The sequence below is a fragment of the Joostella atrarenae genome (genome assembly GCF_021764745.1).
GTDB lineage: Bacteria > Bacteroidota > Bacteroidia > Flavobacteriales > Flavobacteriaceae > Galbibacter > Galbibacter atrarenae.
The window spans coordinates 124,096-138,976 of sequence record NZ_JAETXX010000008.1 but is presented as its reverse complement, the minus strand read 5'-3'; the positions used below and the strand labels follow the sequence as shown (position 1 = coordinate 138,976).

The 14,881-nt window shown below is 33.4% G+C and carries 8 protein-coding genes; 5 read left to right on the top strand and 3 right to left on the bottom strand.

Annotated features, from left to right (window positions below; genetic code table 11):
* Positions 1–208 precede the first annotated feature (208 nt).
* From JM658_RS12390 to JM658_RS12370, 5 genes are all read left to right on the top strand, one after another.
* Complete coding sequence (locus JM658_RS12390; RefSeq protein WP_236959588.1) at positions 209–1,624, top strand: sulfatase-like hydrolase/transferase; 1,416 nt, start codon at positions 209–211, stop codon at positions 1,622–1,624.
* Positions 1,625–1,628: 4 nt separating this feature from the next.
* The gene (locus tag JM658_RS12385) at positions 1,629–3,218 is read left to right on the top strand and encodes an arylsulfatase (protein WP_236959587.1); all 1,590 of its coding nucleotides are present in this window, start codon (positions 1,629–1,631) and stop codon (positions 3,216–3,218) included.
* A gap of 42 nt (positions 3,219–3,260) precedes the next feature.
* Complete coding sequence (locus JM658_RS12380) at positions 3,261–4,676, top strand: arylsulfatase (RefSeq protein ID WP_236959586.1); 1,416 nt, start codon at positions 3,261–3,263, stop codon at positions 4,674–4,676.
* Between the two features lie 54 nt (positions 4,677–4,730).
* Positions 4,731–8,099, top strand: a complete 3,369-nt coding sequence (locus tag JM658_RS12375) for a glycoside hydrolase family 2 TIM barrel-domain containing protein (protein ID WP_236959585.1) — start codon at positions 4,731–4,733, stop codon at positions 8,097–8,099.
* A gap of 178 nt (positions 8,100–8,277) precedes the next feature.
* Positions 8,278–9,642, top strand: coding sequence for a Gfo/Idh/MocA family protein (locus JM658_RS12370; protein ID WP_236959584.1), 1,365 nt, complete (start codon positions 8,278–8,280; stop codon positions 9,640–9,642).
* A gap of 317 nt (positions 9,643–9,959) precedes the next feature.
* Here the strand turns inward: JM658_RS12370 and JM658_RS12365 are convergent, their stop codons facing one another.
* From JM658_RS12365 to JM658_RS12355, 3 genes are all read right to left on the bottom strand, one after another.
* Complete coding sequence (locus JM658_RS12365) at positions 9,960–11,354, bottom strand: sulfatase-like hydrolase/transferase (protein ID WP_236959583.1); 1,395 nt, start codon at positions 11,352–11,354, stop codon at positions 9,960–9,962.
* Positions 11,355–11,358: 4 nt separating this feature from the next.
* Positions 11,359–12,945, bottom strand: a complete 1,587-nt coding sequence (locus JM658_RS12360; RefSeq protein ID WP_236959582.1) for a beta-N-acetylhexosaminidase — start codon at positions 12,943–12,945, stop codon at positions 11,359–11,361.
* A gap of 67 nt (positions 12,946–13,012) precedes the next feature.
* Positions 13,013–14,869 carry a heparinase II/III domain-containing protein gene (locus JM658_RS12355; protein ID WP_236959581.1) on the bottom strand — a complete coding sequence of 619 codons (1,857 nt, stop codon included), beginning with the start codon at positions 14,867–14,869 and terminating at the stop codon, positions 13,013–13,015.
* Positions 14,870–14,881: the final 12 nt, after the last annotated feature.

Below are 14,881 nucleotides of genomic sequence, written 5' to 3'. Positions count from 1 at the left end.
TGAAATGAAACGAAAATAAATAACACATCAAAATTTGCTTGTTGTTATTTATTTGGTATTTTTACTATCATTAGGGTTTAATGACTTGATAGTGTTAAAACGGATTGGTAGTCAGGTTTTTATTTGGACAAATCATTTTTGCTTAAAGCTGATGTGTATTGATTTTTATGTTTTTAATGGAAACAGTTAATTTAGATAATTATTTAAGATGAAAAAAAGTTTGGTTTTATGTGTGTTATTATTGACTTCAGCTTTGCTTAATTCTCAGGAGAATGTTGTTCAAAGAGAAGGTGGTACTAACAGTAAAACAAATTTTATCCTTATTGTAGCAGATGATTTAGGTTATGGAGATTTAAGTTTTACAGGTAGTAAGCAGATAAAAACTCCAAATATAGATGAGCTTGCCGAGACAGGAGTGTTTTTTAGTAATGCTTATGTCTCTGCTCCTGTTTGCAGTCCTTCAAGAGCAGGTTTTTTGACTGGTATTAATCAGGTTTCATTTGGCTATGATAATAATTTAGGAGGAAATCAACCTGGCTTCGATCCTGAATATAGAGGACTTCCAGTAGAGCAAAAAACTATTGCAAATCACTTGAAAGAATATGGCTACGTTACGGGACTCATAGGAAAATGGCATCTAGGGTACGAAGAGCAGTTTTATCCTACAAATAGAGGTTTTGATGAGTTTTGGGGGTATAGAGGAGGAAGTCATGATTATTTTTCGGGAGTAGATAAAAATGGAAATGCAACGATAGAATGTAACTACAAGACACCACAAAAGATTACTTATATTACAGATGATAAAGGTGACGAGTGTGTTGATTTCATAAGAAGGCACAAAAATGAAAGTTTCTTTTTGTATGCGTCGTTTAATGCTCCGCATACACCAATGCAAGCGCTTAAAGAAGATTTGGAGGTGTATAAGCATATTCAGAATGAAAAGAGGAGAACTTATGCTGCAATGGTGCACCGATTGGATTTAAACGTTGGAAAAATAGTAAAGTCCATAGAAGAAGAAAAACTTGCTGAGAATACAGTCATTGTATTTATAAGCGACAATGGAGGTCCTGTTAAGACTAATGGGTCTATAAATGCTCCTTATAATGGGAAGAAAGGAACTCTTTTAGAGGGAGGAATTCATATTCCTTTTATAGTAAATTGGAAAGGAAGACTTCCTGAAGGGAGAAAAATTGAACAATCGATATCGTCTCTAGATATAGCACCAACATTTATTAATATTGCTAAGGGTGATAAAAAAAGGTTAGAAAGTGATAGCTCTTTTACGGGTGAAAGCTTAATGCCTATCTTAGAAGGTGGTGAAGATGAAGCATTGCACAAGACATTAATGTGGAAGTTTACTATAAGTGCAGCTATCAAAGAAGATAACTGGAAGTTAATTAGAATCCCAGATAGGTTACCAATGCTCTTCAATCTAACTGAAGATGTTTCAGAGGAACATAATGTTGTGTTAGAGAATTTAGATATTGCAGAAAGAATGCTTAAGAAATTAGGTAATTGGGAAGTAAGGTTGCCACATCCACTATTCTTGGAAAACGCGATGTGGAAAAAAATTCAATTAGATCAGTACGACACAGATTATCCAATACTTCAACCTGATAATTAATTTTATGAAAAGCAAGCGATTTATTTTTTCTAAAGTTGTAAGTGTATTCTTCTTTTTAATTCTTTTTGCATCATGTAAAAAGGAAGTAGCTTCTGTTTCAAAAACAAGTAGCCCTAATATTATATACATACTTGCAGATGATTTAGGGTATGGGGATGTTGGCGCTTATGGGCAGACAAAAATCGAAACATCAAATATAGATGCATTAGCTAAACAAGGAATGCTTTTTACTCAGCATTACTCTAGTGCTCCTGTATGTGCACCTTCCAGATATATGCTAATGACGGGTTTACACTCTGGGCATGCTTATATTAGGGGTAATGATCCATGGTCAAGTAGAGGGGATGTTTTGAACTATCTAGCAATGGCAAAGGATTCTACCCTAGAAGGGCAGCGTCCCATGGAGGAAAATACGATTACCTTTCCCATGAAGCTTCAAGAGAAAGGTTATAAAACTGCTATTTATGGAAAATGGGGGCTTGGAGCTCCTCATACACATTCCATTCCAACAAGAATGGGTTTTGATGAATTTTATGGATACAATTGTCAGCGACAGGCACATACCTATTATCCGCTTCATTTGTATGAAAATGAGCATAGAGTGCATTTAAATAATGATACTATTGTTCCTAGTAGAAAACTTAATAAGGATGCTGATCCTCTTGTAGTTAGCAGTTATGAAGATTACTCGTTAAATGAGTATGCTCCAGATCTAATGTTCGATGCTTTAACATCATTCATAGATCGTAATAAAGAAAATCCGTTTTTTGTTTATTGGGCAACACCTTTACCGCATATGCCATTACAAGCTCCTAAAGAATGGGTGGATTATTATATTGAAAAATTTGGAGATGAAGCTCCTTATGTAGGGGGCAAAGGCTATTATCCAAATAGAAATCCTAGAGCTACATATGCAGCAATGATTTCTTATTTAGACAGTAACGTAGGAAAGCTAATAGATCAGCTAAAGAAAGAAGGGTTATATGATAATACCTTGATAGTTTTTACATCTGACAATGGACCAACTTATAACGGAGGAACAGATACCGAGTGGTTTGATAGTGCGAAACCATTTGACGGTAGTTATGGAAGAGGCAAAGGATTTGTTTTTGAAGGTGGAGTTAGAATTCCTATGATTGCTAGTTGGCCAAATAGAATTGCAAAAGGAAGTGCTTCAGATCATGTCTCGGTGCAGTATGATGTCTTTGACACAATGAACGATATTGTTGGTTTTAATGAATCTCCAAAAACGGATGGAGTTAGTTTTTTACCAACTCTTCTTCAAGAAGAAACTCAAGAAAAACATTCTTTTCTGTATTGGGAATTTCCAGAATATGGTGGTCAAGTGGCTATCAGAATGGGAGATTGGAAAGTTATTTGGAAGGATTTAAAAAATAATAAAAAGACTTCTACTGTATCAGTATATAATTTGGATAATGATCCTAAAGAAGAAAATGATGTAGCAAATGAGTCTCCAGAAATAATAAAAAAGGCTTTTGAAATATATAAAATGGAACATTCAGAATCCGAATTTGAAAGATTCAAATTACAGCTTACTAGGGATAATGCATTTAATACAGGAATCTCTAGTTAGTAGCTTTTAAATAATTTTAGTACAAGTTAAAATATAAAAAGTATGAATATTAGTTATAATATGGTATTGATTTCTTGCTTATTGAGCATCTTTTTCTCTTGTAAAGAGGAAACAGCAAATGTAGAATCTGTTCAGAAAAACTCCCCAAATATTGTTTTCATTATAGCAGACGATATGGGAGTTGGAGATTTAGGATGTTATGGGCAAGAATATATAAAAACTCCAAACATTGATAGGTTAGCATCTCAGGGAATTAAATTTACTAATTTCTATGCTGGTAGTACAGTGTGTGCTCCTTCAAGAGCTAGCCTTATGACGGGACAGAACACTGGAATAGGTCATATTAGGGGAAATGGAGAAATTCCATTAAGAGAAGAAGATTTTGTTATATCTCAGTTGTTAAAAGAGCAGGGGTACACAACTGCAATGTTTGGGAAATGGGGGCTAGGTGTAGCAGGAACTCCAGGATCTCCAGAAAAAAAAGGATGGGATTACTTTACAGGACATCTCCATCATGTGGAAGCACATTTTCAAAAGCCAGATTCACTTTGGACACTTAAAGATAAGAAACCGATAAAAATAAAGACTCCAGATGGAAGTTTTGGAAATGAAATTTTTACTGATAAAGCGGTTAGTTTTATTAAGGATCAACCTGAAGATAAACCATTTTTCTTATACCTTTCTTTTACATTGCCACATGCTGAGTTGGTAGCACCACAAAAGTATATAGATATGTATTTAGATGGAGATGGAAATAGTGTTTTTGCTCCTGAAAAAGCATGGCCAGCAGGAAGACACTATGGAGAGCAGAAATATCCAAAGGCTGCTTATGCTGCAATGGTTAGTAGTATAGATGATTACGTAGGAAAGGTTGTGAAGGTGTTAAAAGAAAAGGGTTATGATGAAAACACTTTAGTGGTTTTTACAAGCGATAATGGAACACACATAGAAGGAGGAAGAACTATTAAAGATGTAAACTTTTTTAAGAGTAGTGGAGCGCATAGGGGAGTTAAGAGAGACTTATACGAAGGGGGGATTAAAGAACCTTTTATAGTATCATGGCCTGGAACGATTAAAGAAAATCAAACAAGTGATCATGTGGCTGCATTTTGGGATTTGTTGCCAACTTTTGCATCACTTGCCGGAAGTGATAAAAAAATAGATACCAATGGAATTTCTTTTGAAGATGAATTATTAGGGAAGGAAAGTCAGCAATCTCATGATTATTTGTATTGGGAGTTTTATGAAGGCGGTGGTAAGCAAGCAATATTAAAAGACAATTGGAAGGCAATTCGTTTAAAAGTAAAGAAAGATAGAAACGCTCCTTTAGAATTGTACAATTTAAAAGACGACCCTTCAGAAAGTAATAATATTGCTTTAGAAAATCCGCTTATAGTAAAAGAGTTAGATTCTTTAATGAAAGTTTCACATACTCCAAATCCGGTCTTTTCTTTTTAATATTCAATAATAGAAATATAAATAACTACTAAAATTTTAAGATAAATATAAAGAATGAAACAACTAAACTTAAATTACCTAGGGATTATATTGCTTTTAAATTGTCCGTTTTTATTTTCACAGCAATTAAATAAGCCTTTGAGAGATTACATTGAAAACCCACAAGTGATTTCAGAAAATAAAGAAGAAACTCATGCTACTTTTTATTCTTTTGACTCTGTAGAAGAGGCCAAGGAGAATGCTTTTTTAAGCTCAGATAATTACTTGTCTTTAGATGGAATATGGAAATTTAATTGGGTTAAAAAGCCATCAGATAGACCTCAAGATTTTGTAGATCCAAAAGTAGATGTTAGTAGTTGGGATGATATTCAAGTTCCTTCAAATTGGGAAGTAGAAGGATATGGAATTCCAATTTATGTAAATCATCAGTATGAATTTGCAGATTATAAGGCTCCAGTTTCTGAAGAAATGGAGTTTGTTGATAAAGTATATCCTAAAAACCCTGGTGATGTTCCCAATGATTATAACCCAGTAGGTTCTTATAGAAGAACTTTTACAGTGGATGCTTCTTGGATGGAAAAAGATGTTTATTTCCATGTTGGAGCAATGAAATCAGGAGGTTTCCTTTGGATTAATGGAAATTACGTTGGGTATTCACAAGGAAGTAAGTTGCCTGCTGAATTTAATATTGGAAAATATTTAAAGGAAGGAGAGAATACAGTTGCATTACAGATATTTAGATGGACAGATGGCTCTTATTTAGAGTGCCAAGATTTTTGGAGAATTAGTGGAATTGAGAGAAGTGTGTATTTATATGCGAAACCAAAAGTAGCTATAAAAGACGTTTCTGCAATGGCAACTTTAGATAGTGGTTTCCAAGATGGAATATTAGATTTAGGTGTTTTTATAAGTAATAATACATCTAAGCGAGCTAAAATTGATGTTGCTTATCAAATTTTTGATAAAAATGATGTTCCTGTTGCTCAAGATGAACAATCTATAACTATAAATTCTAAAGATACTACTACCGTAAATTTCACTACTTATATTTTGGATGTGATGCCTTGGACAGCAGAAACTCCAGACTTATATAAGCTTGTAGTTACTACAAAAGAAAAGAAGAAAGATGTGTATGAATCGACATCTCTAGAAGTTGGTTTTAGAACCGTAGAAATTAAAAACGGTCTTCTTAAGGTAAATGGACAAACTGTTACTTTAAAAGGTGTAAATACTCAAGAAACAAATCCAGAAACTGGGCATGTTGTTTCAAAAGAAGATATTTTAAAAGATGTAAAGCTTTGGAAGGAGAATAATATTAATGCAGTTCGATTAAGTCACTATCCTCAGTCGGAAGTTTTTTATGAATTATGTGACAAGTATGGTATTTATGTTGTTGATGAAGCAAATATAGAGTCTCATGGAATGTACTATGGGAAGTATTCACTTGCAAAAAAGCCAGAGTGGGAAAAATCACATGTGGATAGAATGCAACGAATGGTGAAGAGAGATAAAAATCATCCTTCTATTATAATATGGTCAATGGGGAATGAAGCAGGGAATGGAGTTAATTTCTTTGAAGGATACAGTGCTATTAAAGCTTTGGATCCTCAAAAGAGACCTGTACAATACGAGCGTGCTTATAAGCCAGAAGATGGTAACCTTTTTGATATGGATACAAATACAGACATTATTGTGCCACAATATCCATCTCCAGCAAGATTTGAGTCTATAGGAAAACACAAAACAGACAGACCGTATATTCCTAGTGAATATGCGCACGCTATGGGAAATAGTACTGGGAATTTTCAAGATTACTGGGATATTATTAATCAACATGATAATTTACAAGGAGGTTTTATTTGGGATTGGGTAGATCAGTCTATTTGGAAGACAAATGAAAATGGAGAGCGTTATTATGCGTATGGTGGAGATTATGGTGACAATATGCCTACAAATAATACATTTTTAAATAACGGAATTGTTTTTCCAGATAGAACGCCACAGCCTGGACTTTATGAGGTGAAAAAAGCACACGAGTCTATAAAATTCTCTCAACAAGGGATTAATAAAAATAATGAGATTAGAGTGTTAGTTGAGAATCTATATGATTTTGTAAACCTTAATAAATTTAATTTCACAGCTATCATTAAGGCTGATGGAGAGGAATTAAAGAGAATACCCATAGAATCTATAAATGTTACACCACACACAAGTAAACTAGTTAGAGCTTCATTAAATGGAATTAGTTTTAAAGAAAACACGGAATACTTTTTAGAAGTAGAAGCCACTTTAAAAAATAACTGGGGACTGTTAAGCCAAGGATATCAGGTAGCGCATGAACAAATAGTAATTGCAAGCAAAATCAATTGGAATAGCTCAAACACTCAAGTAGTGGGAACAATTAAGAAAGAAGAATCGAAAGAGAGTTTAAATCTTAGTAATGAGAAGTTCTCACTTAAGTTTAATAAAGAAGATGGAGTTATTACATCTTATAGGTTTGGAGGAGAAGAGCTTATAAATGATGGGAATGGGCCAAGACCAAATTTTTGGAGAGCGCCAACAGATAATGATTTTGGGAACAGGATGCAGAAGAAAAATGTTGAGTGGAAAAAGGCTACAATGGAAGCGAAGGTAACTTCTTTTAAAACTACAGCAACTAAAGAAGGAAGTATAGGAGTAGAAGTTAATTACCAATTGCCAGGGGTAGAGACAACGTATACTTCTACTTACGATATAGCCCCTTCTGGAGTAGTAAAAATAACAAACAAATTAGCAGAGACTTCCTATTCGGGAGATATACCAAGAATAGGTATGAAGATGCAAATGCCTAAAAAGTTTGAAAATATGACTTTTTATGGTCGCGGTCCATGGGAAAATTATCAGGATAGAAAGGCGGCAGCATTTGTAGATGTTTATTCTTCTAAAGTGAAGGATCAATATGTGCCTTATATCAGACCTCAAGAGAATGGGTATAAAACAGGGGTAAGATGGGCTGCTTTTGAAGATAATGCTAATAATGGTTTGTTAGTAGTTTCTTCAAGAAGTAATAATGATAATTTAGGATTGAGTGCACTTCATATGTTAAATGAAGATTTTGACGCAACAACGGGTTATTCATATGAAACTAGTAACAAAAAAGAAACACAAGTAAGAACTAAGGATGAAAATTATAGCGATGGTATGCCAGAAGTAAATGTAAGTAAGCATACTATAGATATTAAAGAGCGTGATTTGGTTCAATTAAATATAGATTTAGGTCAAAGAGGAGTTGCAGGAGATAATAGTTGGGGCGCAAGACCTCAAAAGGAGTATACTTTTGATGGTGATAAAACATATGAGTATACATTTTATTTAGTTCCTTTTGCTAATGGTTCTAAGTCTGAATATATAGATAGTTATAAAGAGCTCTATATTATAGAATAAATATTTTTAATTACTGAATATTTTTACCTTCAATCTAAAAATACGTTAATTATTTTCTTTTTTGAAAGTTATTATCTATATTGTCGAAGTAAAATGAAAGTAAATTATTTACTAATAGCTTCATTTTAAAAAGTAACAAATCTTCAGAAAAGTAAAGTGATATTATAAAACATAAATTATGAATTCAAGAAGAGATTTTATAAGAAAATCAGCTGTTGTTGGCGCTGGTATTTCTCTTGCTCCTAACCTATCTTTTGGATACGCTTCTAGCAAAAATGAGAAATTAAAATTAGCATTTATAGGTGTTGGACTAAGAGGTACCAATCATTTAAATAATGCACTTCAAAGAGACGATGTAGAAGTTGTGGCTATCTGTGATCTAGATCAAAATAGAATAGATATAGCAACAAAAAAAATAACCGAGGCAGGACAAAAGAAACCTCAGATATTTGGAAAGGATGATTACGATTATCGTAATATGCTTCAATTAGAAGATATTGATGCAGTAATTATCGCTACACCTTGGCTTTGGCATACAAAGATGGCAGTAGATTCTATGAAGGCTGGTAAATATACTGGACTTGAAGTTTCTGCAGCACAAACAATAGAGGAGTGCTGGGATTTAGTTAATACTTCTGAGCAAACAGGTTCTCATTTAATGATTCTTGAAAACGTAAATTATCGTCGTGATGTTTTAGCTGTTTTAAATATGGTTAAGCAAAACGTATTTGGTGAGCTTCTACATTTTAGATGTGGATATCAGCATGATTTAAGAGCGGTTAAATTTAATAATGGGCAGCAGCCTTATGGTGGAGGAGTTGAGTTCGGAGAAAAGGCACTTTCAGAAGCAAAATGGAGAACACAACATTCTGTTTTAAGAAATGGAGATACATACCCAACTCATGGTGTAGGGCCAATTGCTGCAATGAGTGATATTAATCGCGGAAATAGATTTGTAACAATTACTTCGCATGCAACAAAAGTTCGTGGTTTACATAAATATGTTGTTGATAACGGGGGAGAAAATCACCCAAATGCAAAAGTAAAATTCAAACAAGGAGATATAATTACTTCTACTGTTGAGACTGCAAATGGAGAAACTATCATAATTACCCATGATACAAACTCTCCAAGACCTTACTCTCTAGGATTTAGAGTTCAAGGAGTTCAAGGATTGTGGGAAGTAGACGGAAGTAGAATTTATGTAGAGGGTGAATCTAAGCCGCATAAATGGGATGATGCTCAAGAATGGCTTGAAAAATATGATCACCCAATTTGGAAAAAATATGGTAAAATAGCAACTGGAGCTGGACATGGTGGAATGGATTATTTCGTTATGAAAGCTTTTGTTGAATCTGCAATAGACAATGTAGCCCCTCCAATGGACGCATATGATGCTGCTGCTTGGAGCGCTATTACGCCACTTTCTGAAGCTTCTATTGCTAATAATGGAGAGCCTCAAGACTTTCCAGACTTCACAAGAGGGCAATGGATTGCTAGAAAACCTTATGACTGGATGAAAGAAGAATATAGAGTTAAGTAACAGCTCTTTTTTAGTTAGTTTATGTGAAGCGAATGGATTAATTTCCATTCGCTTTTTTTATGTCATCGATTTGCTTTTATTAAGAATATTTGACCTATTATATTGGATAAATATGTTACCTAGCTCTTTTTCTGTTGTGAGTTGATTTAGCTGTATGAGTGTGTCATTCTTTATTAGGTGATAATGCTATGGTTTGCTTTGTCCTATAAATATATCAGAACTATATCTCAACTAAGTTTGAAAGATATGAAATAAAAAAAGGTAGCAATTATCATAAATGCTACCCTTTTTTAAATGTAATGGTGTTGGTTAATTTTTTATTCGAATCTATCTGGGTGAAGGGCATTATACTCTTTACCATCAGTTAATCCCATAAAAACAGGATCTTTCATTTCTTTGTTTAAAGTATTGTATTTCTCTTCAAGCTCCTTATATATATTCGCTTTGGAATCTTTTAAGTTTGTAGTTTCACTGATATCTTTGTTTACATCAAACAGCATTTTCTCATTGCTTTTTTCAAGATTCAGATACTTGTAATCACCAAATCTAACAGCACTACGTTCTTTTTTTGTTTGTCTCCAGAAAAATACACGCTCTTCAGCTTCTTTTTCTCCTTTTAAGTATGGAATAAGATTTATCCCATCTAACTTATTTTTTGTTTTGATATTTGATTGCTCAACTACTGTAGAGAAAATATCAAGAGAGATAATAGGTTTTTCATAAACAATACCTTGAGGTATTTCTTTAGGCCATTTCATGGCAAATGGCACACGAATACCTCCTTCGTATAATTCTCCCTTACCTCCTTTTAGAGCACCGTTGTCCGATCCGTTATGAGGCTCAGGTCCACCGTTATCTGATAAGAAAATAACTATAGTATTTTCGTCTAAACCTAACTCTTCTAATTTGTCTAAAACTCTTCCTACCCCATCATCTACAGCACTTACCATAGCAGCATAGGTTCTTCTTTTTTTATCCTCTATATGGCCAAAACGACTTAAATATTTTTCTGTAGCCTGCATTGGCGTATGTGGAGCGTTGTAAGCTAAGTATATAAAAAATGGATCGTCTTTATATTTCTCTATATAATTAACAGCTTCTCTAGATAAGCCGTCAGTTAAATACTCTGTTTCTTCAACACGCTCATAGTTTCTTAATATTTTTTCACGATAAGCATCGTATTGACTTTTTACACCTTTTTGATCTTGAATAGTTAGATCTTCAGGGAAATAAAAATGCCCACCTGTTAAGAATCCGTAAAAGTCTGTAAACCCTCTTTTTAAAGGATGTAAAGACTCATGAGCTCCTAAATGCCACTTACCTAATGCTGCAGACTTATAATCGGCTTTAAGTAACGCAGATGCTAATGTTTCCTCAGATAATGGTAAGCCCATTTGAGGGTCTTTTGGAGCGTATAAAGGGTTCAGTCCAAATCCAAATCTGTCTTGAAACCTCCCCGTAATTAATCCTGCTCTGCTTGGTCCACATACAGCATAACTTACATATGCATTTGTAAATCTTACACCTTGTTCTGCAATTTTATCTATATTGGGTGTAGGTATTTCTTTAGAGCCATTAAAACTTACGTCGTTATAGCCTAAATCATCGGCTAAGATTAAGACCACGTTGGGTGACTGCGCATTTCCAAAATATGTTATGGAAACAAATAATGCTAGTAATAGGCTTTGCGGCCATGCTTTTTTTAGATTCATTTTGTTATTTGGTTTTATTATATAAAGGTTCTGGTGTTATATCAGGATTAAAAGGGTCAAAGAAATAGATCTCTTCGGTTTTATAAACAGGAAGGTGCGTTTTAAGACGTTGCTGGAAATTGGGATAGTCATTTCTATTTTCCGTCCACGCAGTTTCGGCTAGCGCAGCAATTCTAGGAAATATCATAAATTCTAGTCTTTTGTCACTAGTAATCGTTTCTGTCCATAAATTTCCTTGAAATCCTATGATATTTTTTTCATTTTCTTTATTGTTGATTAACTTACTAATATTAAAATTATAGATTCTTTCTAGAGTACTATATTCTCCTGCCCATTTCCTTCCAGATTGATGAGTCCCATCTTGTATGAAATCAAGGTAAAATGGAACACGGGGACATACAATAGTTTTAAACCCATTATCTATAGATTTATTCAACTGTTCTGGCTTGTCATGTCTCCACCACATTAATATGGTTTTGTCTCTTGGTAAATCACTGTCGGCTAATTCGTCCCAAGCAATTAGTTTAGAATTTAATTTAAAGACAGAATCTGCCATCCTCTCCATAAAGTAATTTTCAATATCTTTTAGATTAGTCAGGCTTTCTTTCTTCACTAAACTTTGGATCTCAGTATTGCTTTTCCATTTTTCACTTCCAAAGCTTACTTCGTCACCTCCAAGATGCAACATTTGTGCCGGAAACAAAATACTAGTCTCTCTTAAAATATCTGTGAGGAAAGCATAAGTGGATTCTTTTCCAGGGTTGAATGTGAATTCTGGATGTTTTTCACTCCCGCCACCACTGTATTCGGGGTATGCTCTATTTGCCGCGGTAGCATGACCAGGCATATCTATTTCTGGGATCACTTCTATTTGTCTGATACTTGCATAATTAACGAGCTCATTAATATCTTTTTGAGTGTAATATTTGGCAGGTGCATCTGGATTGTTGTAATTTCCAGTTCCTCCTACAGATGTCAGTTTTGGATATTTTTTTATTTCCAACCTCCATGCGGGCTCATCTGTTAGGTGTAAATGGAGTTTGTTGAGTTTATAAAAAGCCATCCAATTAATAACTTCCTTTAATTTATCTTTACTGATAAAATATCTTGAAGTGTCCAACATTAAACCGCGCCAAGCGTATTTTGGCTTTTCCTTTATTGATAAATTTGGTATGGATATTTTGTTTGTCTTGGCTTTATTGATAGTGATTAATTGTAGTAAGCTGCTAGCACCATTCATCATCCCAGATAAAGTTCCAGCTTTAATATTTACTTGATTATTGTTAACTGTAAGTTCATAATATCCTTCGTTGTGATGTTTTTCAGAAAGTTCTAAAGTAATATCTGCTCTATTAGTTTTATCAGAAGTAATTATGGATATCCCTGTATTTTCTAATATTTCATTCGTAAGGTAATAACGAATGTCTTCTAATTGATTGGAATTTATGGTAACTGTTGAACTTGAGTTAAGGGTAAAGTTTCCTTTATATAATTCAATATTATTTGGAGCAGGGATTATATTAATTTTCTCTTGGGCTGTCAAGAATATCGTAAAAAGAAAGAATAAAATAGTATATAAGTGTCGTTTCATTTCGTTAAATTAATTGTTTTTTTCATCTCCGCCAAATTCTTCTTGTTGATTTTGGATTTTCACGTAATTATATTTCGCTAATTATAAAGTTCCAATTATTAGTTAAACTAGTGTCTGTGGAAATAAGTTTGATTCTATATAACTTATCTTGTTGCCATGAATTTAGCAGCTTCTTATCTTTTAAAGGCAATGTTTCAATGTTTACTTCAAAGGTGTTTTGCGGATATTGTAGTAACACATTATTATCTAGTTTTATTTCGCCATCCTTTATTAAGTCAGGTTTTGAAGCTGTTATAAAATGTTCTACTGTAGGGTTTCTATACTCTTTAAGTTGATAAGAATCGGTAACATATAGTTTAGGATTACTTCCTCTTTGTAGAGTGTATTTTCTTTTAAATGATTCGCAGTAAGCTTCTTCAGGATAAGCTTTATTTATGTTTAAATTATAGTTAAGTTTTGATCGCGAGTCTTTAAAACTTGTGTTTGTGGCTTTATACTCATGACCATAAGATTGAGGAACCCCATTAATCATGGGTAGATTGTGGTAATTAGACTGCATAGTCCAAATTTCATATCGTTGTTTGCTAAATGTTTTTTTAGAATAAGTTTCTACACCTATATCAGCAATTAGTGGTTTCCCTTTATAGTATAAGATAAAAGAGCCAGCATCGTTGTGATTGTGACTTTCGTCGTTGTAGCCTCCTTTTGCGGCAAAAAAGAATCCTTGATCTTTTTCTTTTGAAGTCCTTCCTCCAACAATTCCAGTTTCTAAGTATTCAAAAGAAAGATTATTTATTTTTTCAGGAGTAGTATCTTTTAAATCATCCTTAATTTTTAAATTATTTATTATTTGATCTATAGCGTGGTGAGTCATGTTTTCATAAAAAGAATTTTCATTAGCTAAATAGGCGGCAAATTGCTTTAAAGCTTTATCTTTTGTGTAAACTCCATATCTATATATTATTCCGGGATTAGGATTAGCTCTTACAGAAGCATCCGAAAAGTTTACATAATAATCATTTTCAATATTAGCATCCATTATATAGGTTCCCATTTTATGAACAAGATCATTATCTCTTAGGGATATTTTTCCATCAGTGGCATTAAAAACAAGTTCTAAATATTCTAACATTTTGCCGCCAGCATGGCTCCAATAACTAGGGCCCTCTTCACAAGCTCCATCCGCTTTATAATAGTTTATAAATTTATCTACAGATTTTAATGATTTTATCAATACCTCAGATTTATTTTCTTCGGACACTTGATCTTGAAGAAGTAAGGTGCTTAACAGTGTATTGTAATTACACCAAGGATTCCAGTTGTTTACAAAGGTTTCCTTTTTAAATGCCATCCACCAAAAGTCATCTCGACTTAAATAAGGATTGATAATTCTGTTCTTTATTTCTAAAGGAATTCTATTGTATAGAAAAGGAGAAATTTCTTTAAAATCTTCTTTAAAAAAGTGATACGTCCATACTAATAAACTTGAAACTTCACCAGCTCCAAGATCTATTATTGGTTCTTCGATGTTAGGAATTCCAGCACCTCCTTTTTGAGAAGCTAAATGAGCTGATAGTACCCAAGTAGTTTGTTCACATAGAGACCAACTGCCGTTTATTATCGCGTCCAAATACTCTCCTTTATTTTCTAGAAGTTCTGCTAAAATTAAATTTTGTAGATTTTTCTTTTTCTCATTTTGATATTTCTGCATGATATCTCTGTTTCCAGTACGCTTAAACTCTAAGTAAGTTGTAGCAGGAATACTAGGCCAAGAGTATGAAGATGCAGTTTTTGCTTTTTTTATTATTGTTTCTTTTTGAGTAGGGGATAGTTCTTTAAGTTGTTTTGTTATTTCTTGTTTTGTAGTAAAAAATGTTGTGCTAGTAGTTATAGGTTGTTCTATATTTATTAATTGCTTAGACAAAAAGTCTCTTTT